Below are 22,599 nucleotides of genomic sequence, written 5' to 3' on the forward strand. Positions count from 1 at the left end.
GCGACCGCGGCGGATCCTGCGCGCCCGTCGTCCGATCCTGTCGCGCAAACGTGATCAGAAGGAGACGAGCAGGACGTGGACCAGCGCGATGATCTCTGCCAGATTCTGGATCCGGTCGAGACGGAAGGCAGGCCCCTGCGATGACGGTCCCCCTGGACGAGGCCACCGCCCGGTCCTGGCTCGCGGTCGCCGTCGAGGAGGCCCGCGCCGGTCTCGCCGAGGGCGGCATCCCGATCGGCGGGGCGCTCATCGGCTCCGACGGCACCGTCCTCGGCCGGGGGCACAACCGCCGCGTCCAGGACGACGACCCGTCGGTGCACGGGGAGACCGACGCCTTCCGCAACGCCGGCCGGCAGCGCACCTACCGCGACACGACCATGGTCACGACCCTCTCGCCGTGCTGGTACTGCAGCGGCCTGGTGCGCCAGTTCGGGATCTCCCGGCTCGTCGTCGGTGAGGCCCGCACCTTCTACGGCGGCCACGACTGGCTGGCCGAGAACGGCGTCGAGGTGCTCGTGCTCGACGACCCCGAGTGCGTCTCGATGATGGAGGAGTTCATCGCGGCGCACCCGTCCCTGTGGAACGAGGACATCGGCGAGGACGACGCCTCCGCCGACGCCGACCGGGAGGTAACGCGATGAGCAGCAGCGTCAGCAGCCGGGCGGACGTGCCCGACCCCGTCGCCGAGGTCGATCCGGACTACCCGATCGACCCGGTTCCGCCGCACGCCCGGCGGTCGTTGTTCTCCCTGTCGATCGTGTTGCTGGGCTTCACGTTCTTCACGCCCACCATGCTCGCCGGCGCCCAGCTCGGCGCCGCCTTCCCGGCATCCAGCCTGTTCTGGGTGCTGCTGCTCGGCAGCGTCGTCCTCGGCGTGTACGTCGGCGTCATCGGCGGCATCGGCGCCCGCACCGGCCTGACCACGGTGATGATGTGCCGCTACACGCTGGGCACCGGTGGTTCGAAGCTGGCGTCGCTGCTGCTGGGCGGCACCCAGGTCGGCTGGTACGGCGTGACCGTGGCGACCCTCGCCGGGCTCACCATGAGCGCCCTGGACTGGCAGGGCCGCGGCACCGAGATCCTCCTGATGGTGCTGGGCGGTGCCGTCATGGGCGTCACGGCCTACTACGGCTACAAGGGCATGTACGCGCTGTCGGTCGTGTCCGTGCCGCTGCTGCTCGTCCTCGCCGGCTGGGTCACCTGGCGGTCCCTGGACGAGGTGGGCGGCTGGAGCGGCCTGGCGGCCATCGAGCCGACCGAGACGCTGCCGCTGGCCGCCGCGGTCACGATCATCGTGGGCACGTTCGCCTCGGGCGGCACCCAGGCGCCGAACTGGACGAGGTTCGCCCGGACGCCGACGTCGGGCTTCTGGGCGTGCCTGGTCGCCTTCCTGATCGGCGAGTTCCTCATGCTGTTCTTCGGCGCGATCGGCGCCCTGTCGTTCGGCCAGGGTGACTTCGTGCTGGTCCTCTACCAGCTGGGACTGGTCGGCTGGGGCCTGGTCTTCCTCATCGCCAACCTGTGGACGACGAACGACAACACCGCCTACAACTTCGGCGTCGCCGGTGCCGAGATCGCGAACTCCCGGTCGAAGAAGCCGTTCGTCATCGGCGGCGTGATCCTGGGGACGCTGCTGGCCATCACCGGCATCTACGACAACCTCATCGACTACCTGGTGTGGCTGGGCATCCTCATCCCACCGGTCGGCGGCGTCGTGATCGGCGACTACCTGGCCCGCTGGCGGCACGGCATGCCGGGCACGTCGGCCCTGCCGGCGTTCGAGTGGCGCAACCTGGCGGTGTACGTCATCGCCGCCCTCGCCGCCTATTGGAGCAAGGAGGCGGAGTGGTTCATCCCACCGGTGGTCGGCGTCATCGTCGCGGTCATCGGCGTCCTGGCCGTGCAGTGGGGCCGCCGACCGGCACCCGAGCTGGTCCGGTCCTGAACAGCAGTGTCGCTTGCCGGCGGCCTCTCAGCGTCGCTGACGGTGCGCCCTCGGCCAGGTGACGCCAGGATCACCGCGCTGGCTCATCGAGGAGCCCGCTGGACGGTCCTGGCCGATCGACGGCGTGGCCGGCCGACTCAGAGTCCCTGCGGCGCGAACCGGTCTTCCCTCTGAGCGCGACGACGCCTGTTGACCCGCCCAATGCCGCCAGCCCGCTCATCACTGACCACTTCGGCAGATCGAACAGAGCTATCGCCCCGGCCAACCCCACCACGACAACCACGACCATGACGGAGACGGCGACAGCGACCGAGAGGAACAAGGCAAGATAGAGAAATAGGCGAGAGAAGGACTCCGTCGCATCGGTGATATGGCGGTGCAGGAAGTCCAGGAGACTCCGCGGCGCCCTTCTCCGAGAACGGGGCGGCTTCTGCTTTGCTTCGCGTCCTGAACAAGTATGCGAATGCCCGCCAGACGCTCCGCAAGGGAGCTGCACCGTCGACGATCGCATGTCGCCACTCGAACGCCTGCGCGTCGCTGCGCGAGTCATCGTGTCTCCCATGAGCTGGCTGTCCGTCGACAGCAACTGGTCGAGAAAAGGCAGAAGGCCCCGGAGCCGAGCTCCGAGGCCTTCGAGGCATGTCGCGCGAACCCAGCCGCGCGGGTAAAGAAGAAGAGGAATCGCGGACGCCGAGGCGCGTCAATGTGTCGGAGGATTTCGAGAGCCTCGTTCACGCCACATCCCTCCCTTCATCGGTCACGAAATACAAAAAAGCCCCAGGCCAATAGGCCTGGGGCTCGGAGTCGCGGCGGCTAAGAGGTCAACGAACCGATCGGCTCGTCGCTCTCAACCCCCGCCCGGCTCGCGAGGCCAGGCGGGCAGCGAAAGTACTGCTGATAGGTGGGCACGAATCACACGGTACCGGTGGAGATAGGGGAGCACCAGTCCTCGATCCCCTTTTCCCTGCCGGTGGTCCGGAGGACGTCGGCAGAGGGCGCGTCGAGGGTGATCCGATGTTCGGCGTGCAACTCGGGGAAGTGCTGCCACCAGCGCCCAGGCAGTCGAGAGCCCTCGTGCGGGGGGATGCACTCGGCGTTGTCGGACGTACTCAGGACCCTCCCAGCAGTTCCCCAGCGGGGACCGTGCGGACCCGGTTGCAGTTCGTCCCCAGTCCCTCGGCGTAGCCGGTGGCGTACCAGAGGGGCGCGTTCACCTCGAGCCCGATCGGCGGGGTTCCCGTGCGCCGCCACAGCAGGCGGGCGAACTCCGCCGGCGTGCGGCCCAGACAGCGCTCCGCCCGGCCCGTCGGAGCTCCCGGCGGCTCGAAGGCGGCGGCGAAGAGGCCGTCGGCGCGCCCCAGCTCCCACGCCTCTCGCAACAGCTCGCCGTACGTCGGTGCCCGACCCGCCATGACGTCCACCTCCCGAGGACGGCGGACCGGCCGTGGACGCCGGTCCGTCCGTCACCGGGAGGAGGGATCGAGGGCACCGGCGGAGACACCTGGTGCCGCACGCGGTAGCCGAACCGGTCGATCGGGGACGCCGTCCGGCGTAGCGTCCGGGGCACCGAGCCGGTCCGGCCCTCGACGAGGGAGATCGCCATGGGCGACAAGTCACCGCACGACGCGCACCACTCGCACAAGTCGGCCAAGACGATCAAGGAGAAGCGCGCCGAGCGCAGGGCCAAGGAGGAGCGGACGTCGCAGATCGCGCCGACCCAGATGGCCCGGCTGACCGCGGAGAACCGCCGCTCCCGCTAGGCGCCGATGCCGTTGCCGAACCGGGTTCCGTTGCCCAGGTACTCGACGCGGTCCCGTCCGCACCGGGCGCAGGCGTCGTAGCGCCCGCCGTCCTCGGTGCTGCGCTGGATCCAGTCGTGCCAGTGCAGGACGCGGCAGCGCCAGTGGAACCGGGTGGTGGTGAGGGTCATCGCTGCCTCCTCGGCGCGATTCGGTTGCGAGCCCAGCGCGGCACGCAGGGCGAACGTCTGGGACAGCACCCCGGCGGTGAAGCGGAGCTGACCGGCCGGCGACAGCTCGTGCAGCTCGGCGAGGAACTCGGCGCGGTACCGCGCGCGGTCGGCCGACTGCAGCGGCCGCGTGGCCAGCGCGACCCCGGCGCGCGCCACCGGCAGCGGGGCGCGCGGGGCGGTCATGCCTCCCCCACCTGCGGGCGCAGCCGTCGCACGGGCGAGGGCCGGTAGGCGCGGGCGAGTGCCGCGTGGGCGGCCGCGACGCCACTCGGCGTGAGCCCGTAGTACCGGCGGGGCGGCCGGCCCTCGGCGCTGGCGTCGATCTCCTCCCAGCGCGAGGCGACCCAGCCGTAGCCCTCCAGCCGGGCCAGGATCGGGTGCACCGTCCCGCTGCGCAGGCCGGCCGCCTCGCCGATCTCGAGGCCGTACAGCTCGCGCTGCGGATCCTCGAGCAGCACCTCCAGCACGCGCTGCGTCGGGATCGTCATCCGCGGCTCAGGCATGACCCGGCCAGAACGGGGCTCGCGTGGACGTGCGGGTCATGGCGACCTCCCCCGGTCCGATGATGCTCGAACTCTACCTAGCCCCTAGGTAGAGAACAAGGGTCATTGCGCCAGGTCTCGGGTCGCGCCGACCACGTCGGCACCGTCGAGCAGGACCGTGTCGTTGTGGTCGGCGCCGTCCACGACGACGACGTCGTGCAGCCGCGCGGCGGCGTCCGCCACGGCACGGCTCTGCTCCGCGGGCACGATCGAGTCCGCACTGCCGTAGACGACGGTCGTGGGCACGTCCACGCGGGCGATGTGCTCGGCCACCGGGAAGCGGTCCTTGAGCAGTGCCCGAGCCGGCACGAACGGATAGTGCACGGCCGCGACGCTCGCCAGGTCGACGAACGGTGACCGCAGCACCAGCCCGGCCGGCGGGTGCTCGGTGGCGAGCTCGGCGACCACCGCCGCGCCGAGGCTCTCGCCGAAGTACACGATCCGCTCGCCGGGCACTCCGGCGTCCTCCACGAGGTAGTCGCGAGCGGCACGGACGTCGCGGGCCAACCCCTCCTCCGTCGGGCTGCCCGGGTTGCCGCCGTAGCCGCGGTAGTCGAAGAGCAGCACGGCCAGACCTTCGTCCCGCAGGGCGCGGGCCAGCGGCGCGCGGTATCCGCGGTGGCCGCCGTTGCCGTTGGCGACGAGGACGGCGGGGCTGTCGGCGGCACGCCCGGGCACCCACCAGGCGCCCAGCTCGAGGCCGTCGTCGGTGCGCAGGACGACGTCGCGCCCCCCGGGCAGCACGTCGGCGGCCGACGGCACCGGGCCGGCGTCGGGCAGGTAGACCAGCGACCGCTGGAACAGCCACAGCAGGCCGGTGAGCAGCGCGAGCACCAGGACGACGACACCCGCGGCCACCAGGACCCCGCGCAGCATCGGGTCATTGTGCCGCCTGCTCGCGGGGTTCCCGCATCTTGCGGAACCCTTGCGGATCGCCCGCGCCGCGCGTGCGGTTGGCCCGTCAGCGTTCGTACTGCCGCCGGGATCCCCCGACGGCTCCACGAACGCAGGAGACGGACCATGAACGCCACCCGCACGAGCACCCGCACCAGCGGCAGCGCCCGCAAGATCGTCGGTTCGATCGGTGTGCTGGGCGCCGCGGTCGCGGTCGCCGGCCTGGGCACCTTCGGCTCCTTCACCGACAGCACGACGCCGATCTCGACCCAGATCTCGTCCGGGACCGTCTCCATCGACATCTCCCAGCCGGGCATCACCATCCCGGTGACCACCGCGAACTTCGTCCCCGGCGACTCGATCAGCCGCGCGGTCGACCTGATCAACGACGGCTCCGTCGACCTGTCCCGGGTCAGCCTGGCCAGCGTCGCGGCGGCTCCGGGCGCCCTGACCTCCGACGGGACGAACGGCCTGCAGCTGTCCGTCCGCGACTGCTCGGTGGCCTGGACCCAGGGCGGCACGGCCCAGTCGCCGACGTACACCTGCGGTGGCAGCGCCGCCACCCTCTACAGCGGCGCGGCCGTCATGGACAGCGCGCTCGCGGGCGTGGCCAGCCTCGCGGCCGGCGGCACCGACCACCTGCTCCTGACCGTCAGCCTGCCCGGCTCGGCCGGCAACGCCCTGATGGGCCAGAGCAGCACCCTCGGCCTGACCTTCAGCGGTGTGCAGCGCGACGGCGCTGCTCGCTGACCCCTGGTGGGACAGGCCATGACCACCGTCTACTCCGCGTCGGCGGTCCTGCCGTACCAGCACCGGCAGGGCGCCGCCGCGGGACTGCGCGCCGAGCTGCGCTACCTGGTGGAGCTCGGCTACCTCCTCGGCCGCCAGGCCCCGGAGGAGTGCCCGGACTGGACCACCCTCGTGGTGACCGGTCCGACCCCGACCACCGACGCCCAGGGGCGGGAGTGGTTCGAGTACTCGGCCACCGTGACCAGCCACCGAGCGGACCGACCCGCCTGACCACCGCCGCCCCACCCACCGGAGGGGCGGCGGTGCCGCGTCACGGCGATGTCGGGCCGCGAGCCGTCCGGCGCGATCAGGAGCCTTCCGTGCTCTTCCTCCACCGTGTGGTGGATGGTCTGCTAGCCCTGCCGCAGGACGGCGTCGATGAGATGTGGCCCGGGCTGGGCCAGCGCCGTCCGCAGCTGCTCGGCCAGCTCCTCGGCGGTCGTGGCCCGGGTGGCCGGTACGCCCATGCCGGTGGCCAGGGCGACGAAGTCGAGGTCCGGGCCGCCGAGGTCGAGCAGTCGCGCCGCCCGTTCCCCGTCGCCCTGCGCCCCGACCTTCTGCAGTTCGTGGGCGAGGATCGCGTAGGAGCCGTTGTTGCACACGACCGTGGTGACGTCGAGCTGCTCGCGGGCGTAGGTCCACAACGCCGAGATCGTGTACATCGCGCTGCCGTCGGCCTGGATGCCGATCACGGGCCGGTCCGGACAGGCGATGGCCGCGCCGACCGCCATGGGTAGCCCGTCGCCGATCGCTCCGCCGGTCAGCGCCAGCCAGTCGTGCCGGGGTGCCCCGGACGTCAGTTCGGCCAAGCCGACGCCGGACGTGAGCGCCTCGTCGACGACGATCGCCCGCTCGGGAAGGAGCGCTCCGATCACCGCGGCCATCGAGCGCGGCGTCAGCTCCCCGGTCGGCAGTTCCGGGCGCGAGGCCTCCAGCAGGTCCGGCTCGGTGTCCGGGGCGACGACCTCGGCCAGGGCCAGCAGTGCGGCCGCGCCGTCCTCGCCGGGCTCGCTGAGCACGTGCACCGTGCAGTCCCCGGGCACGGGGCTGCCCGGCACCCCCGGATAGGCGAAGAAGTGCACCGGCGCCTGGGCACCGGCGAGCACGAGGTGCCGGGTGCCCGCCAGGGAGGCCATGGCCAGTTCCGGCGGGTACGGGAGCCGGGCGACGTCCGGCAGGCCCGCACCGCGCACCGTGCGTGCGGGGAAGGTCTCCGACATCAGCCGGGCGCCCGCGCCGGCCGCGACCCGTGCCGCCGCGAGCTGCCCCTCCTCCCCGGCCATGACCGCACCCCCGAGGAACAGCACGGTCGGCTCCCCGGAGCGCAGCGCCGCGGCGGCCTCCTCGACCGCCGACGGCGCCACCTGTGGCGTGGCGCGGGCCGGCACGGGGTCTGCGGGGCCCGCGCCCTCGTCCCACGACACGTCCGCCGGCAGCACCAGGGTCGCGACGGTTCCCCGCGCCGCCACCGCGACCGCCTCGGCCGCGTCGGCGGCGACGTCCGCCGGCGACAGCGAGCGGCGCACCCAGCCCGACACGGTGCCGGCGACCGCGTCGATGTCGCTCTCCAGCGGGGCGTCGAGCCGCTTGTGCGACCGGGCGTGGTCGCCGACGACGTTCACCATGGGCGTGCGACCGCGCCGCGCGTTGTGCAGGTTGGCCAGCCCGTTGCCCATGCCCGGCCCCAGGTGCAGCAGCGTGGCCGCCGGCCGGCCGGCCATGCGCGCGTAGCCGTCGGCCGCGCCGGTGGCCACGCCCTCGAACAGCGTCAGGACGGCGCGCATGTCGGGGACGTCGTCCAGCGCGGCCACGAAGTGCATCTCCGACGTCCCCGGATTGGCGAAGCAGACGTCGACGCCCGACGCCACCAGCGTCCTGATCAGTGCCTGGGCCCCGTTCACGACCCGGACCCTCGCATGCCCGCCGGAGCCGGGCGACCTGTGGACGACCGGAACGTGTTCGGGTCGGGAATGGCCGCGGCTCCGGCGGCGCTGCACGACATGAGCAACGCCACGCACCGCCACCTCCCCCTTTGTCGCCGAGAGGCCGCGCATGCCCACGCTGCTGTCGTCCCGCCCCGCCCCCGTCCGGCCCGCCGCGCGCTCCCGCCGCCGGGTCCCCCTGCGGCTCGTCGCGGCCGGCGCCGGCCTGGCCGTGCTCGTGCCGGTCGGGGTGACCGTCGCCGGCTGGCTGCCGGACCGGCCCTTCGAGCAGGACGTCGTCGACCGGAGCACGACGCCGCTGCTGCTGGCCCTGCAGGACCTGCACGAGTACCACGCGGCGACCGGCACCTTCCAGGTCGTCGTGGACCGCGAGGTCGACACCCGGTACGTGCCCTCGGTCATCAGCGGCGAGCGCGTCGAGTTCTTCGCCACGGGTACCGCGGACGCCTTCGTCGACTTCTCGACCCTGGAGGCCGGCGCGGTCACCCTGTCGGCCGACGGCACGTCGGCGACCATCGCGCTGCCCGCGCCGCGCCTGGACGAGGTCCGGATCGACCCCGAGGAGAGCCGGATCCTCGACCGCGACCGCGGGCTGGTCGAGCGCATCGGTGACGCGCTCGGGGACAACCCGGTCGACGACCGCGAGCTCTACGCGCTGGCCGAGGACCGGCTGGCCGCCGCCGCCGCGGAGAGCGATCTGCGCGAGCGCGCCGCGACCAACACCCGGGCCATGCTCACCGGCCTCGCCGGTTCGCTCGGCGTCGACGAGGTGGAGGTCCGCTTCGAGGAGACCGCCGACCGCGAGGGCTGAGCTCAGCGCTTCAGCGCGTACTCCTTGAGCAGCCCACGGCTGATGATCGTCTTCTGGATCTCGCTGGTGCCCTCCCCGATGAGCAGGAACGGCGCCTCACGCATGAGGCGCTCGATCTCGTACTCCTTGGAGTAGCCGTAACCGCCGTGGATGCGGAAGGACTGCGTGGTCACCTCGGCGCAGTACTCGCTGGCCAGCAACTTGGCCATGCCGGCCTCGACGTCGTTGCGCGAGCCCGCGTCCTTGAGCCGGGCGGCCCGCACCATCAGCGCGTGGGCGGCCTCGACCTTGGTGGCCATCTCGGCGAGCTGGAAGGCGATCGCCTGGTGCTGGGCGATCGGCTTGCCGAAGGTCTCCCGCTGCTGGGCGTAGGCGACGGCGAGCTCGAAGGCGCGGATGGAGATGCCGCAGGCGCGCGCGGCGACGTTGACCCGCCCGACCTCGACGCCGTCCATCATCTGGGAGAAGCCCTTGCCGGGCGTCCCGCCGAGGACGTCGTCGGCCTTGGCCCGGTAGCCGTCGAAGACCAGCTCGGTCGTGTCGACGCCCTTGTAACCCATCTTGTCGATCTTCCCGGGGATGGTGAGGCCCGGGACGACCTCGCCGAAGCCGGTCGGCTTCTCGACCAGGAACGTCGTGAGGTTCTGGTGGGCCTTCTCGGCGCCCTCGTCGGTGCGCACCAGTGCCGCGACCAGGGTCGAGCTGCCGCCGTTGGTCAGCCACATCTTCTGGCCGTCGATGACGTAGTCGCCGTCGGCCTGCCTGGTGGCCTTGGTGCGGATGCCGGCCACGTCGGAGCCGAGCCCCGGCTCGGACATCGAGAAGGCGCCGCGCACCTCGCCGGTGGCCATGCGCGGGAGGAAGCGTTCCTTCTGCCCCTGCGTGCCGTGCTGGATGATCATGTACGCGACGATGAAGTGCGTGTTGATCACGCCCGAGACGCTCATCCAGCCGCGCGCGATCTCCTCGACCACGAGCGCGTAGGTCAGCAGCGACTCGCCCAGTCCGCCGAACTCCTCGGGGATGGTCAGCCCGAAGATGCCCAGCTCCTTGAGCCCGTCGACGATCTCCTGCGGGTAGATGTCGCCGTGCTCGAGCTCCTGGGCGTGCGGGATGATCTCCTTGTCGACGAAGCTCCTGACCGTCGACAGGATCTCCTGCTGGATGTCGGTCAGGTCGGCGGTCTGCGCCAGACGGGCCATGACGAGAGCTCCTCGGGGGACGTCGGTGTCCGTGGTTACCGGTGAGTATGAGCCACCGCACGGGGAAGTCCGGCGTGTGCCTGCTCACGTACCCGCCACCGCGTGGTGGAGTACGGCCATGAGCACGAGCGACGAGAACCTGTACCGGGGTGACCCGCCGCCGCCTCCCCCACCGCCGGGCTACGGGACCCCGCCGGGCTACGGGCCTCCGCCGGGCTACGGGCCTCCGCCGGGCTACGGGCCTCCGCCCGGATACGGGCCTCCGCCGGGATACCCGCCGCCGAACTACCCGCCGCCCGCTTACGGCTACGCCCCGGTGTTCGGCCGCCCGACCAACACGATGGCGATCCTCGCGCTCGTCATGGCGTTCGTCTTCGCGCCGGCCGGGCTGATCCTCGGCATCATCGCCCGCAAGCAGATCCGTCAGACCGGTGAGGACGGCGACGGTCTGGCGCTGGCCGGCATCATCGTCGGCGGCATCATCACGGCGATCTTCGTCTTCTTCTTCGTCATCTGGATCGCGGCCTTCGCCGCGCTCACCGGCGGGGGCTTCGGTCCCTAGGCCGTACCCCCGCCCGCTCCCCACGGGGCACGGGCGAAAAGCCGGCCAGCAGGTCCCCCCGCTGACCGGCCCTTCGCGGCTGATCGGGCTAGGCGCGGTCGCCCTCGGGCACCGTCTGGTCGGACGTCGCCGCGGTGGCACCGCGGAAGTCCTTCGGCTCCAGGATCAGGGAGGCGAGCACGCCACCCACCAGCGCCCAGAAGGGTGCCGACACGTTGAGGATCGTCACCCCGCTCATCGCGATGACCAGGGCGAACATCGCGCCGAACTGGTAGCGGCCAGCACCGAACGCTCCCCGGAACGCCGCGAGCAGCACGCCCAGCATGGCGAGCCCGGCGAGCGAGGCGACGAGTTCACCCGGCAGGGCGGTGACCACCGCGACCGCGGCACCGGCGAGGATCCCGAACGTGACGAACAGCAGGCCGTTCACCACCGTCGCGGCGTACCGGCCCTCCCGCTCCGGCCCCGCCTGCTCCGACGAGCAGATGGCGGTCATGGGCCCGGCGATGTTGGCGTTGTGCCCCCCGAACATGGGCGCCAGCAGGCCGCCGACACCGCTGATGATCGTCATCACGTTGAACGGGGGACGGTAGCGCTCGGCCATGAGGACACCCATCGCCTGCGCGTTCTCCGCACCCACCACGAGCAGGGCGAGCGGGATGCCGACCGCCAGGATCGCGCCGAGGTCGAAGGCCGGCGTCACCAGTTGAGGGCTGGTGATGCCCAGGCCGCCCTCGACGGAGCCGAAGCCGCCGGTGACCGCGGCCGCGACCGAGCCGAGGACGAGCGCCCCCACCACGCCGGGCACGGAGCGCACGAAGCGGGTCAGCAGCAGGAACCCGACGACCGCCGCTCCCACGATGAGAGGTGCGGTCGTGCCCGCCGTGACCACGCCGGTACCGAACCGGATCAGCGCCCCGGCGATCATCGCCATGATGATCGGGAACGGCAGCCAGGCCGCCACCTTCCGGACGAGGCCCGTGACGCCCAGCGCCAGCACCAGGAGCCCCGAGACGAGGTAGGCGCCGACCATCTGCGCGAACGTGAAGTCCTGCAGCGCCCCGGCGACCAGCACGGCTCCGGGGATGCTCCAGGCGCCGGTGATCGGCATCTTGTAGTAGAGCCCGAGCACGAGCGAGATCAGCCCGCCGAAGACGTAGATGCCGAAGATCCACGAGGCGGTCTGCGCGGCCGAGAGTCCCGCCTCGTTCGCGCCGTTGATGACGATGAGCGCGGGGCCCGTGCAGCCGAACACGGCGGCCACCAGGCCCGCACCCACCGTGGCCACGTTGAGTCGCCGGGGAAGGTCACGGAGCCCGGAGCGGAAGCCGGGGCCCCGCTCCAACAAGCCCCGCTCGGCAGGAACGAGGTCAGTGTCCTGGTTTGTCACGCTCTTGCTCATCGGGCTGCGCCATCCTTGCTCTCGATGCGGGGAGTGGTGTTCGACTGGGACGCGGACTCGTAGTCACCCGCGACGAGCTTGCGGCGCAGGATCTTGCCCACCGGGCTCTTGGGGATCTCGGTGACGACGACGACGTGCTTGGGGCGCTTGTAGGGCGACAGGCCGGACGCTTCCCGTGCCCACGTCCGGATCCGGTCCGCGACGGTGTCGGGGTCCTCGGACGTCGAGGCCGGGACGACGAAGGCGGTGACCGCCTGTCCCCACTTCTCGTCGGGGAGGCCCACCACGGCCACCTCGGCGACGTCGGCGGACCGGGCGAGGACGTCCTCGACCTCGACCGGGTGGACGTTCTCCCCGCCGGTGATGATCATGTCGTCCACCCGGCCGACGACCCAGAGGTCGCCGTCCTCGTCGATCTGCCCGAGGTCGCCGGTGTGGTACCAGCCGTCGCGCAGCCCGCGCTCGTCGGCGTCCGGCCGGTTCCAGTAGCCGGCGAAGGCCTCGTCGGACTGCAGGGACGCCACGATCTCCCCGGACTCGCCCGGAGGAAGGGGCTCGTGCGAGCCCCCCGCCTCCGGGCTGACCACGCGCAGCCGGGAGAACACACCCGGGCGGCCGGCGCTGCCCGGCTTGCGGGCAGCGTTCGGCTCGATGGAGAAGGTGTAGACCTCGCTGGACCCGTAGTGGTTGATGAACACCTCGGGGTTCAGGTCGTCGACCAGCCGCTCGGTCAGGGTGGACGTCATCGGCGCTCCGGCATAGCCGATCTTGCGGACGGAGGCGGCGGCCTGGGGCAGCCTGCCCGTGCGCGCCAAGGCCCAGAACGCGGTGGGCACGAGGTACAGGCTCGTGACCTGCTCGCTCTCGATGAGCTCCAGCGCCCGGTCGACGTCGAAGAACGGCAACTCCACGAACGTGCCACCGACGATCACCATCGACAGCAGCGAGCGCAAACCCATGGTGTGGTACATCGGCATGGCCCCGAGCGTCACCTCGCCGGTGGCGTACTGGGACTGGACCACGTGCGCCACCGACGCGGAGACCTCGTTGCGTTGCGTCCGGGGCACGCCCTTCGGCCGCCCCGTGGTCCCCGACGTGTACAGCATCACGCTGGGGTCGTCGTCGGTGACCGGAACGCTCGGCGGCGCGTCGGCCTGCTGCGCCACGAGGTCCTCGAAGTCGGCCGCGCCGGCCAGGGGCCGGGATCCGGCGTGGAGGATCCGTGGCGCGCACGTCGCCGCCGCCAGAGCCTGTTCCGCGACGTCGCCGGCGAAGTCGTCGGTGACGACGACGGCCGGTTCGGCGTCGTCGAGGCAGTAGGCGAGCTCCGCCGTGCCGAGCCGGACGTTCAGTGGCGTCGACATGAGCCCGAGCTTCTGCAGCGCGAGGTGGGTGGATGCCATGACCTCGGAGTTGGACAGGAATGTCGCGACCCTGTCCCCCGGTCGGGCACCCGCCGCGAGCAGCGCATGGGCGATCCGGTTGGTGCGCTCGTCCCATTCCCGGTACGTCAGCCGGCGCGAGCCGGCGATCCCGACGCGGTCGGGATAGCGCTCCGCCGTCCACGTCAATGCCTGACCGATCTGCATTCCGCCCCTTCCGGCGAGCGAGCCAACAGGATCCGGCTCGTCTTGCGTCGAGCCGACCGGCCATCGCCCCCTGCGGGGGACGACTGCTGCTCAGGTCCGAACCAAATGGTTCCTAAAGGATCGTCCGTATTGGACGGTGCAGACCGTAGGGTGTGTTGCCGATCACGTCAAGCCCCGTCGCCGGACGCGGAGCGGTATGTCGGGTCGGTCGCGGATCAGCCGGACCGGAAGGGCCCCGGTCAGTGGCGTGCGGAGCTCATCTCGTCACGCGAGAGTGGGGTGGCAGCCTCTACCGGTCCGACGCCACGTCGGCCCGGGTACCCGATGGCGCCCCGTGCAACTCGTCGCCCTCGCCGAGCGCCTCTTCCTCGCGCAGGGCGGTCCAGAAGCGGAGCGCGGCCCGCTCCATCTCGAGTCCCAGCCGGAGTGTGACCATCCGCCGCGCCACGCTGGGAACCCTGCCGTAGCGCTCCTGCATGTCCTCGTAGACGCGGATGCGCTGCTCGTGCTGCTCGATCTGCTCACGGGCCAGGCGCCCCACGTTCGCCGGCTCCCCGAGCTCGTTGAAGAAGAGCTTGAGCTCCGCGACGTCCCGCAGCTGGAAGTGCTCGTTCGTAGGCGCCGCGAGCCAGGCCCGCACCTCACGCATCCCGGCGTCGGTGATGGAATAGGTCCGGCGGCGGCGGCCGTCCCGCTCGCTGTCGGCCGAGAGCAGCCCGAGCTTCTCCAGACGCTGCGGCTCGGAGTACAACCCGGCATGAGGGAACGGCCAGAAATACCCGATCGACCGTTGGATGGCGCGCTTGAGGTCGTAGGACGTGGACGGGCCGCGCAGCGCGACCATCCCGAGAACCACGTAGGACGTGGGGGACAGCCGCTCGTTCACCATGCTTGTCACTGTAACCATCCATGCTGTATGGTCTGTTTCAGATCGTTAGCACGACGGTGGAGGCGGTCACCCGGTTGCGCCGGGTCCCTTCACCGACAATCCCCCACTCCGCCGTCCCGCCGACCTCCGGATCTCGAGCCGGTCGCGGCGGTCCGGCCGCGGGCGCCAGTCCCTCGGAGGTTAGCCGTGCCAGACCCGAACACCGTCGCGGCGTCGCCCGTCGTCCCGGAGGAGTCCGCGCCCACGGACGCCGGCACGCCCAGCGAGCACATCGGCGGTCCCGGGGCTCCGCGCTGGACGCCCAGCCGCGTCGAGGACGCCCCGCTGGTGACCGGGCAGGGCCGTTTCCTCGACGACATCGACCCGCTGCCCGGCACCCTCGTCGCGGCGATCGTCCGGAGCCCCCACCCGCACGCCCGCATCCGGAACGTCGACCTCGGCCGCGCCCGCCGGCACCCCGGCGTCACCGCGGTCATCGGCCCCGACGAGGTGCTGGCCGCGCTGCGGCCCTTCCCACTGTCGGTCACGACCCGCATGCCGTACTTCCCCACGGGCACGGACAAGGTCCGCTACGTCGGCGAGCCGGTGGCGGTCGTCGTCGCCTCCGACCGGTTCGTCGCCGAGGACGCCGCCGAGCTGGTGAGCGTCGACTACGAGCTGCTCGACCCCGTGGTCGCCGTGCGCACGGCGCTGGCCGAGGACGCGACGCTGCTGCACGAGGACAACGGTTCCAACGTCGCCACCGACCGCACCTTCTCCTTCGGCGAGGTCGACCGCGCCTTCGCCGACGCCGCGCACGTGGTCGTCGGCGAGTACGACTTCCCGCGCTACTCGTCGGTGCCGATGGAGTGCTACTCCGTCATCGCCAACTGGACCGAGGACGCCGCGGGTCCCGCCATCGAGGCGTGGGCCAACTTCCACGGCCCGTTCACGATGGTGCCGGTCATGGCCGGTGCGCTGGGCATCCCGACCTCGCGGGTGCGGCTGCACGTGCCGGCCGACATCGGCGGCAGCTTCGGCATCAAGGCCGGGATCTACCCCTACGTCGTCCTCATGGCGCTGGCCTCCAAGCACGCCCGGACGCCGGTCCGGTGGTCCGAGGACCGGGTCGAGCACCTGCTCGCCAGCTCCTCGGGTTCCGACCGGATGATGCGCTTCGAGGCCGCGGTCGACGCCCAGGGAACGGTCACCGCGCTGCGCACCGACCTCGTCGACAACGTCGGCGCCTACATGCGCCCGCCCGAGCCGAGCACCCTCTACCGCTGCTACGGCAACATCACCGGCGCCTACCGGATCCCGGCGGTGGCGATCCGCGCTCGCGCCGTCGTCACCAACACCATGCCCACGGGGCTCAACCGCGGGTTCGGTGGCCAGCAGCTCTACTTCGGGCTGGAACGGCTGATGGACGACATCGCGGCGCAGACCGGGCTGGACCCGGTCGACCTGCGCTGCCGCAACCTCGTCCCGGCCGACGCCTTCCCCTACGAGACCCCCACCGGCGGTGTCTACGACTCCGGCGACTACCAGAAGGCCGTCGCCCTCGCCGTCGACAACGCCGATCTGCCCGAGCTGCGACGGCGCCAGGCCGAGGCCCGCGAGCGGGGCGAGCTGTACGGCATCGGTGTCGCTCTCGTCGTCGACCCCTCCGGCACCAACATCGGCTACGTCGGCCTGGCCACCCCCGCCGAGGAGCGCAAGCCCGGCCGTGACAAGTCCGGCTCGACCGAGCACGTGCGGGTCAGCGTCGACATGCAGGGGACCGTCACGGTGATGCTGGGCAGCGTCCCGCAGGGCCAAGGACACGCCACCACGGCCCGGCAGGTCGCGGCGAAGCGTCTCGGCCTGCCCGAGGAGTCCGTCCGGGTCGTCATCGACATGGACACCGCGACCACGCCGTGGACGGTCACCTCCGGCAGCTACTCCTCCCGGTTCGCGCCGCTGGTCACCAGCGCCGTGGTCCAGGCCTGCGACCGGATCGCCGAGACGATCAAGGCGGCCGGCAGCGTGCTGCTGGAGGCCGCGCCCGAGCAGCTCGAGCTGGCCGAGGGCACGGTGCGCCTGATCGGCCACCCCACGCGTGCGGCGGAGTTCCGGCACGCCGCCGGGGTCGTGCACTGGGACCCGGCGGCCCTGCCCGAGGGGACGTCGGCCCGCCTCTACGAGGAGGCGGCCTTCACGCCGAACGCCAAGGCGGCCACCCGGGACGAGAAGATCAACTCCAGCCTGTGCTACGGGTTCGTGGCCGAGGTGGTGGCCCTGCGGATCGACCCCGAGACGCTGGAGATCAGCCTGGAGAGGGTGTCCAGCGTCCACGACGCCGGCACGGTGCTGAACCAGACGCTCCTCGACGGCCAGGTGTACGGCGCCCTCGTGCACGCCCTCGGCGGCGCGATGTACGAGGAGTTCACCTACTCCGACGGCGGCCAGCCCACCTCGGCGACCTTCCTCGACTACCTCTGCCCGACCACGGCGGAGGCCCGCTTCCCGCTGGTCACCGATCACGTCGTCTCGCCGTCCCCGCTCACCCCGCTGGGTGCCAAGGGCTGCGGCGAGGGGAGCTCGATGAGCTTCCCGGTGGCGCTGGCCAACGCGGTCACCGACGCCCTCTCGCCCCATGGCCTGCAGATCAATCAGCTGCCGGTGCACGGGAACCTGCTGCACGACCTGCTCGACGGCGTCCGCCGTCCGGCCTGACCCCCACCCCCCGGACAGACAAGGAGCTGGCGCATGCCCACGACCGGAGGCGACGTCCTTCTCGACCACGGCCACGACGGCCAGGTCGCGTACCTGACACTCACGCACGGCGGCTACACCATCGTGACCATGGAGATGCGGGCCAAGATGGCCCAGCGCTTCGCCGAGATCGACCGCGACCCGAACGTCCGCGCCGTCGTCGTCCGCTCGGACGGCAAGCACTTCACCTCCGGTGGCGACATCGCCGGCTTCATGGAGGTCGACCCGATCGACCTCACCGACCTCGGCCAGGACATCACTGCGCCGGCGCGCAGCGCCAAGCCGGTCGTCGTCGCGGTCGACGGCTACTGCTTCGGCGTCGGACTGGAGCTCGCCCTGTCCTGCGACATCCGGCTGGCCACCGAGCGCAGCGAGTTCGCGCTGCCGGAGATGAATCTCGGCATGATCCCGGGCAGCGGCGGCACCCAGCGCCTGGCCCGGCTGATCGGGCTCTCCCGGGCGAAGTTCCACATCCTCACCGCGACCCGGATCAAGGCGCAGCAGGCCCTCGACTGGGGTCTGGTGTCCGACCAGCTGTACCCCGACCGCGATGCCCTGTACGAGGCCACCGAGAAGCTGGTCGAGAAGCTGATCCGGTTCTCGCCGGCCGCGCTGCGGACCGGCAAGGAGGTGCTGGACCGCGGCGTGGACGGCCCGCTCTACACCGGCATCGAGCTGGAGCGGAAGGCCTACTCCATGCTCCGCGCCACCCAGGACTTCGCCGAGGGCGTCAAGGCGTTCGGCGAGAAGCGCACGCCCGAATTCACAGGACGCTGATCGCACCATGAAGCCTGCCCCGTTCGCCTACGTGCGACCAGCAACGCTGGACGACGCCGTCGCCGAGCTCGCCGCCACCGACGGCGACGGCAAGGTGCTCGCCGGTGGCCAGTCCCTGGTGCCGGTTCTCGCCATGCGTCTCGGGCGGCCCGGGACGCTCGTCGACATCAACGGCGTCGCGGGGCTGGACACCATCGACCGACGCGGTCCGGCGCTCCGGATCGGCGCGACCACGCGGCAGCGGCAGGTCGAGCGCAGCCCGGCGGCGGCCGACGTGCCGCTGCTGGGGCTCGCGCTGCCGTTCGTCGGGCACCGCGAGCTGCGCAGTCGCGGCACCGTCTGCGGCAGCCTCGCCCATGCCGATCCGGGGGCCGAGCTGCCGGCCGTGGCAGCGTGCCTCGGCGCGACGCTGGAGGTCGTCGGCACCTCCGGCCGGCGGACGCTGCCGGCCGCCGAGTTCTTCCAGGGCGCGATGTCCACGGCGGTCGGCATGGACGAGGTCCTGGCGGCGGTCGAGTTCCCGGTGGCCCGGCCCGGTGAGGGCTTCGGGTTCGCCGAGATCGCCCGCCGGCACGGCGACTTCGCCCTGGCCGGGGTAGTCACCCGCGTGCTGGTCACCGGCAGCGCCGTCGCCGAGGCCGTCATCAGCGGCTTCGGGGTCTCCGACCGCGCCGTCACCCGCGACGTCACCGACCTGGTGCGCTCGGCGGTCGGGCAACCCGACCTGGAGGCCGCCCTCCGTCCGGGCGCCGAGGAACTCGCCCGCGACGTCGTCGACACCGCCGGGGACGCGCACGGCTCACAGGGCTACCGCCGGCGGCTGTTCGCCGTCCTCGCCGCCCGCGAGCTCGCCCGCGCCTACCGCCGATCCACAGGAGCACCGGCATGACCACCACCCAGAGCACCGGGACCCGAGCACCCCAGCGGCCGGTGAAGGCCTCCGCCGACGAGCTCATCGACGTCGCGTTCACCGTGAACGGGACGCCGGTGTCGGTCCAGGTGCCGGCCCGCATGCACCTCGCGGACGCGCTGCGCACCAACCTCGGACTCTCGGGCACCCACCTGGGTTGCGAGCACGGCGTGTGCGGCATGTGCACGGTGCTCATCGACGGGGACGCCGCCCGCGCCTGCCTCGTGTTCGCGGTTCAGGCCGAGGGCACCGAGGTGGTGACCGTCGAGGGGCTGGGCACCCAGGAGTCGCAGCACCCCCTGCAGCAGGCGTTCAGCCACCACCACGCGCTCCAGTGCGGCTTCTGCACCCCGGGCTTTCTCATGAGCTCCTACGACCTGCTGGCGAACGGCGATGGCGAGGTGAGCCCGGAGACGCTCCCCGAGGAGATGTCCGGGGTGATCTGCCGGTGCACCGGCTACCGGGGCATCCTGGCGGCCGTCGCGGATGTCGCCGAGACCCATCCGGACGGGATCCCGGAGCCGATGAACTGTGCACCCCGCACCCTCGTGGGACGCGGCGGGGCAGCCCATGCCTCCGGCGGGGCGCCGGCCGGTTCCCCGGAGGACGCGGTCGAACAGGAGCCGACGGAGCTCATCCGGCCGACCGGCACGCCGACCATCACCGTCGAGGTGACCCGGCAGCTGGCCAGCCCGGTCGAGGACGTCTGGGCGGTCATGGACGACATCGACCGCCTGGCGCGCTGCCTGCCCGGCGCCGAGATGACCGCCGATCTGGGCGGTGACCGCTACCGCGGCCGCGCGAAGGTGGCCCTCGGGCCGGTGCGGCTGAAGTTCGACGGGCTGGCCCAGATCACCGAGCGGGACCCCGGCGACCACACGTTGGCGCTGATCGCCCAGGGCGCGGACACCGGCGGTAACCGCACCGCGGCCGACATCGTGCTCCGGGCCACCCCCGGCGACGACGGCACGGTGCTGGTGGCCGAGGCGAAGGTCTTCCTGTCGGGGCGCATCGCCCAGTTCGGCCGTGCGCTCGCCGGTGACGTCAGCCAGCGGATGTTCGAGCAGTTCGCCGACGCCGTGGACCGGACCGCGCGCACCGGAACCGCGCCGGAGGTGGGTGCCGGGCCCAGCGCCCTGCGGATCGGACTGCAGGCCGTCGGCGCCGGCCTCCGCCGTCGTGCGGCGCTGGTGGTCTCTGCCATCCGCGATCGGCGAAGGCGTCGGCAGGAGTCCTGACCCCGTGTCCTGAACCGGGTGGCACCGTCCGGGATCGTGGGGGTCAGCGGATCTCCACGATCCCGGCGGCGTGCCGGCGGGCCAGTTGCCGGTACACGGTCGCATTGCCGTCGACCCAGCCGGCCGCCGCTCCGGAGATCGGCCCTCGCACGCGGGCCGGCGTACCGAGCGCCAGCACGCCCTCGGGGATCTCCATCCCCGGCGGCACGAGGCTGCCGGCACCGATCAGCGCCCGTCGGCCGATCCTCGCGCCGTCCTGAACGGTCGAGCCGTTCCCGACGAGGACCTCCGCGCCGAGGACCGCTCCGTGGACCACGCACATGTGCCCGACGGTGGCTCCGGGGCCGACCTCGGTGACCGGATCCTCTCCGCCGTGCAGGACGGAGTTGTCCTGCACGTTCGCTCCCTCACGGACGACGATGCGGCCGAAGTCCGCGCGCAGCACCGCGCCGTACCAGGCGGAGGCCCCCGCCTCGACGACGACGTCCCCGACGAGCGTGGCCGTCGGGGCTACCCACGCGTTCGGGTGGACCTGCGGTGAACGACCCTCGAAGGCGAAGAGTGGCATGTCCGGCAGCCTCGCACGGAGTCCTCGTGGGTGAGGTGACGGCCCCGGACCAGTCGGGCCGCGATCATCCGGTGACGGGCGACGGCGGCGATGAGTTCGGCGCTCGCCGGAGGTCTTCCCCTCCACACGACGACGAGAGGGGTACCAGGTGGGTCAGCTGCTCAGGGTCCAGAACTTCACCGTCTCCAGCGACGGTTTCGGCGCCGGGGAGGGGCAGAGCCTGGAGCGCCCGTTCGGTCACGCCAACCCGATGGAGCTCATGGCCTGGGCCCTCGACACGGCCGGCTGGCCCAACCGCACCGACCCGGGCGGCAGCCGTGGCCTCGACGACTACTTCGTCCGCGACTTCGCGCACGACATCGGCGCGGAGATCATGGGCGCCCACAAGTTCGGTCCCCATCGCGGTCCGTGGCAGGACCACGAGTGGCAGGGCTGGTGGGGCGACGAGCCGCCGTTCCACACGCCCGTGTTCGTCCTGACCCACCACCTGCGTCCGTCGTTCACGCTGTCGGACACCACGTTCCACTTCGTCGACGGTGACCCGGCGACGGTGCTGGCGCAGGCGCGCGACGCGGCGCAGGGCAAGCACGTGCGGCTCGGTGGGGGCGCCACGACGATCCGGGAGTTCCTCGACGCCGACCTCGTCGACACCCTGCACGTGGCGGTCGCGCCGGTCACGCTCGGGTCCGGGGTCCGGCTGTGGGAGTCACCGGACGAGCTGTTCGACCGCTTCCACTGCGACGTCGTCCCCAGCCCGCGCTCCGGCGTGACCCACCACCTCTACTGGCGGCGGTAGGTCACTCGTCGGGGGGCGTGAAGGACGACGTCCGCTCCATGCCGGCGGCGCGGCCCTTGCCGGCGATGACCAGCGCCATCTTGCGGCTCGCCTCGTCGATCATCTCGTCGCCGAGCATCGCCGAGCCCTTCTTGCCGCCGGCCTCGGACGTGTACCAGTCGTAGGCGTCGAGGATCAGCTCGGCGTGGTCGTAGTCCTCCTGGGACGGCGCGTAGATCTCGTTCGCGGCGTCGATCTGGCCGGGGTGGAGCACCCACTTCCCGTCGAAGCCGAGGACGGCCGAGCGCTTGGCGACCTCCTTGAACGCCTCGACGTCGCGGACCTGCAGGAACGGGCCGTCGATGGCCTGCACGCCGCGGGCGCGGGCCGCCATCAGGATCTGCATGAGGATGTAGTGGAACGGGTCGCCGGCGTAGTCCGGGTGCAGGGCGCCGACCACCAGCGACTTCATGTTGATGCTGGCCATGAAGTCGGCCGGGCCGAAGATGATCGTCTCGATCCGCGGGCTGGCGAACGCGATGTCGTTGACGTTGATCAGGCCCTGCGCCGTCTCGATCTGCGCCTCGATGCCGATCCGGCCGACCTCGAGCCCGTTGGACTTCTCGATCTGGGTGAGCAGGAAGTCCAGCGCCTTGACCTGGTGGGCGTCGACGACCTTGGGCAGCATGATGCAGTCGAGGTTCGCGCCCGCGCCCTCCACGACCTCGATCACGTCGTGGTAGGTCCACTCCGTCGTCCAGTCGTTGACCCGGACGGTGCGGATCTTGTCGCCCCAGCCCCCCTCGTTGAGCGCCGCGACGATGTTCTTGCGGGCGCCCGGCTTGGCCAGCGGCGCGCACGCGTCCTCGAGGTCCAGGAAGACCTGGTCGGCCGGCAGCCCCTTCGCCTTCTCCAGGAACCGGGGGTTGCTGCCCGGGACGGCGAGGTTGGAACGACGGGATCGGAGCTCGGCCACGGTGCCTCCGCAAGATGTGTCGGTTCGTCAGCTACCGGAGAGTAGCGACGGGCATGCCCACCCGCTCACCACCGTGATCATC

Annotated in this window: 23 protein-coding genes; 12 read left to right on the forward strand and 11 right to left on the reverse strand. The window is 71.8% G+C overall.

Translation table 11 applies throughout. From position 1 onward, the window contains the following. Nucleotides 1-140: 140 nt before the first annotated feature. Both MVA48_RS10665 and codB read left to right on the forward strand, forming a co-directional pair. Nucleotides 141-641, forward strand: a complete 501-nt coding sequence (locus MVA48_RS10665) for a nucleoside deaminase (RefSeq protein WP_246988657.1) — start codon at nt 141-143, stop codon at nt 639-641. Beyond that, nucleotides 638-1,945, forward strand: coding sequence for a cytosine permease (gene codB / locus MVA48_RS10670; RefSeq protein ID WP_246988659.1), 1,308 nt, complete (start codon nt 638-640; stop codon nt 1,943-1,945). Before MVA48_RS10665 ends, codB begins: the two co-directional genes overlap by 4 nt. A 1,109-nt stretch (nt 1,946-3,054) precedes the next feature. Here the strand turns inward: codB and MVA48_RS10675 are convergent. Continuing rightward, entirely contained in the window at nt 3,055-3,357 is a 303-nt protein-coding gene (locus MVA48_RS10675) for a hypothetical protein (RefSeq protein WP_246988661.1), read from the reverse strand. 189 nt (nt 3,358-3,546) lie between these two features. Between MVA48_RS10675 and MVA48_RS10680 the strand changes: the two genes are divergently transcribed. Continuing rightward, the gene (locus MVA48_RS10680; protein ID WP_246988663.1) at nt 3,547-3,705 is read left to right on the forward strand and encodes a hypothetical protein; all 159 of its coding nucleotides are present in this window, start codon (nt 3,547-3,549) and stop codon (nt 3,703-3,705) included. Here the strand turns inward: MVA48_RS10680 and MVA48_RS10685 are convergent. The 3 genes from MVA48_RS10685 to MVA48_RS10695 all read right to left on the reverse strand — a co-directional run bounded on the left by MVA48_RS10685 (nt 3,702) and on the right by MVA48_RS10695 (nt 5,335). After that, on the reverse strand, nt 3,702-4,100 hold the full coding sequence (locus MVA48_RS10685; protein ID WP_246988665.1) for a hypothetical protein: 399 nt from the start codon (nt 4,098-4,100) through the stop codon (nt 3,702-3,704). The genes MVA48_RS10680 and MVA48_RS10685 overlap by 4 nt on opposite strands. Further along, complete coding sequence (locus MVA48_RS10690) at nt 4,097-4,405, reverse strand: PadR family transcriptional regulator (RefSeq protein ID WP_246988666.1); 309 nt, start codon at nt 4,403-4,405, stop codon at nt 4,097-4,099. Before MVA48_RS10690 ends, MVA48_RS10685 begins: the two co-directional genes overlap by 4 nt. Nucleotides 4,406-4,522: 117 nt before the next feature. Beyond that, nucleotides 4,523-5,335, reverse strand: a complete 813-nt coding sequence (locus MVA48_RS10695) for an alpha/beta hydrolase (protein WP_246988668.1) — start codon at nt 5,333-5,335, stop codon at nt 4,523-4,525. A 144-nt stretch (nt 5,336-5,479) separates the two neighbouring features. On the opposite strand from MVA48_RS10695, the gene MVA48_RS10700 reads away from it, so the two are divergent. Further along, complete coding sequence (locus tag MVA48_RS10700) at nt 5,480-6,103, forward strand: CalY family protein (RefSeq protein WP_246988670.1); 624 nt, start codon at nt 5,480-5,482, stop codon at nt 6,101-6,103. Nucleotides 6,104-6,121: 18 nt separating this feature from the next. After that, nucleotides 6,122-6,373, forward strand: a complete 252-nt coding sequence (locus tag MVA48_RS10705; RefSeq protein ID WP_246988672.1) for a hypothetical protein — start codon at nt 6,122-6,124, stop codon at nt 6,371-6,373. A 122-nt stretch (nt 6,374-6,495) separates the two neighbouring features. Here MVA48_RS10705 and MVA48_RS10710 read toward each other — a convergent pair whose 3' ends face one another. Continuing rightward, on the reverse strand, nt 6,496-8,043 hold the full coding sequence (locus tag MVA48_RS10710; RefSeq protein WP_246988674.1) for an acetolactate synthase large subunit: 1,548 nt from the start codon (nt 8,041-8,043) through the stop codon (nt 6,496-6,498). A gap of 151 nt (nt 8,044-8,194) precedes the next feature. Here MVA48_RS10710 and MVA48_RS10715 point away from each other — a divergent pair, with 151 nt between their 5' ends. Further along, a complete protein-coding gene (locus MVA48_RS10715; RefSeq protein WP_246988684.1) occupies nt 8,195-8,896 on the forward strand; it encodes a DUF4230 domain-containing protein in 702 nt (233 codons plus the stop codon). Between the two features lie 2 nt (nt 8,897-8,898). Here the strand turns inward: MVA48_RS10715 and MVA48_RS10720 are convergent, their stop codons facing one another. Next, the gene (locus tag MVA48_RS10720; protein WP_246988686.1) at nt 8,899-10,098 is read right to left on the reverse strand and encodes an acyl-CoA dehydrogenase family protein; all 1,200 of its coding nucleotides are present in this window, start codon (nt 10,096-10,098) and stop codon (nt 8,899-8,901) included. 118 nt (nt 10,099-10,216) lie between these two features. Here MVA48_RS10720 and MVA48_RS10725 point away from each other — a divergent pair, with 118 nt between their 5' ends. Then, a complete protein-coding gene (locus MVA48_RS10725) occupies nt 10,217-10,660 on the forward strand; it encodes a DUF4190 domain-containing protein (protein WP_246988689.1) in 444 nt (147 codons plus the stop codon). 88 nt (nt 10,661-10,748) lie between these two features. Here MVA48_RS10725 and MVA48_RS10730 read toward each other — a convergent pair whose 3' ends face one another. The 3 genes from MVA48_RS10730 to MVA48_RS10740 all read right to left on the reverse strand — a co-directional run bounded on the left by MVA48_RS10730 (nt 10,749) and on the right by MVA48_RS10740 (nt 14,540). Then, nucleotides 10,749-12,050, reverse strand: a complete 1,302-nt coding sequence (locus MVA48_RS10730; protein ID WP_246988691.1) for a benzoate/H(+) symporter BenE family transporter — start codon at nt 12,048-12,050, stop codon at nt 10,749-10,751. An 8-nt stretch (nt 12,051-12,058) separates the two neighbouring features. Further along, nucleotides 12,059-13,651, reverse strand: coding sequence for a class I adenylate-forming enzyme family protein (locus MVA48_RS10735; protein WP_246988693.1), 1,593 nt, complete (start codon nt 13,649-13,651; stop codon nt 12,059-12,061). Nucleotides 13,652-13,940: 289 nt separating this feature from the next. Further along, a complete protein-coding gene (locus MVA48_RS10740) occupies nt 13,941-14,540 on the reverse strand; it encodes a PadR family transcriptional regulator (protein ID WP_246988694.1) in 600 nt (199 codons plus the stop codon). Between the two features lie 186 nt (nt 14,541-14,726). On the opposite strand from MVA48_RS10740, the gene MVA48_RS10745 reads away from it, so the two are divergent. From MVA48_RS10745 to MVA48_RS10760, 4 genes are read left to right on the forward strand one after another with little or no spacing between them, the layout of a single operon-like run. Then, the gene (locus MVA48_RS10745; RefSeq protein WP_246988697.1) at nt 14,727-17,234 is read left to right on the forward strand and encodes a xanthine dehydrogenase family protein molybdopterin-binding subunit; all 2,508 of its coding nucleotides are present in this window, start codon (nt 14,727-14,729) and stop codon (nt 17,232-17,234) included. A gap of 33 nt (nt 17,235-17,267) precedes the next feature. Next, nucleotides 17,268-18,050 carry an enoyl-CoA hydratase/isomerase family protein gene (locus MVA48_RS10750; RefSeq protein WP_246988699.1) on the forward strand — a complete coding sequence of 261 codons (783 nt, stop codon included), beginning with the start codon at nt 17,268-17,270 and terminating at the stop codon, nt 18,048-18,050. Between the two features lie 7 nt (nt 18,051-18,057). Further along, entirely contained in the window at nt 18,058-18,939 is an 882-nt protein-coding gene (locus MVA48_RS10755; RefSeq protein WP_246988701.1) for an FAD binding domain-containing protein, read from the forward strand. Continuing rightward, a complete protein-coding gene (locus MVA48_RS10760) occupies nt 18,936-20,198 on the forward strand; it encodes a xanthine dehydrogenase family Fe-S subunit (protein WP_246988703.1) in 1,263 nt (420 codons plus the stop codon). Before MVA48_RS10755 ends, MVA48_RS10760 begins: the two co-directional genes overlap by 4 nt. Nucleotides 20,199-20,241: 43 nt before the next feature. Here MVA48_RS10760 and MVA48_RS10765 read toward each other — a convergent pair whose 3' ends face one another. Continuing rightward, the gene (locus tag MVA48_RS10765) at nt 20,242-20,766 is read right to left on the reverse strand and encodes a gamma carbonic anhydrase family protein (protein ID WP_246988706.1); all 525 of its coding nucleotides are present in this window, start codon (nt 20,764-20,766) and stop codon (nt 20,242-20,244) included. A gap of 148 nt (nt 20,767-20,914) precedes the next feature. Here MVA48_RS10765 and MVA48_RS10770 point away from each other — a divergent pair, with 148 nt between their 5' ends. Beyond that, entirely contained in the window at nt 20,915-21,562 is a 648-nt protein-coding gene (locus tag MVA48_RS10770; RefSeq protein ID WP_246988708.1) for a dihydrofolate reductase family protein, read from the forward strand. 1 nt (nt 21,563) lies between these two features. Here the strand turns inward: MVA48_RS10770 and MVA48_RS10775 are convergent, their stop codons facing one another. After that, nucleotides 21,564-22,517, reverse strand: a complete 954-nt coding sequence (locus MVA48_RS10775; RefSeq protein ID WP_246988710.1) for an HpcH/HpaI aldolase/citrate lyase family protein — start codon at nt 22,515-22,517, stop codon at nt 21,564-21,566. Between the last annotated feature and the right edge of the window lie 82 nt (nt 22,518-22,599).

This window comes from Blastococcus sp. PRF04-17, assembly GCF_023016265.1.
Classification (GTDB): domain Bacteria; phylum Actinomycetota; class Actinomycetes; order Mycobacteriales; family Geodermatophilaceae; genus Blastococcus_B.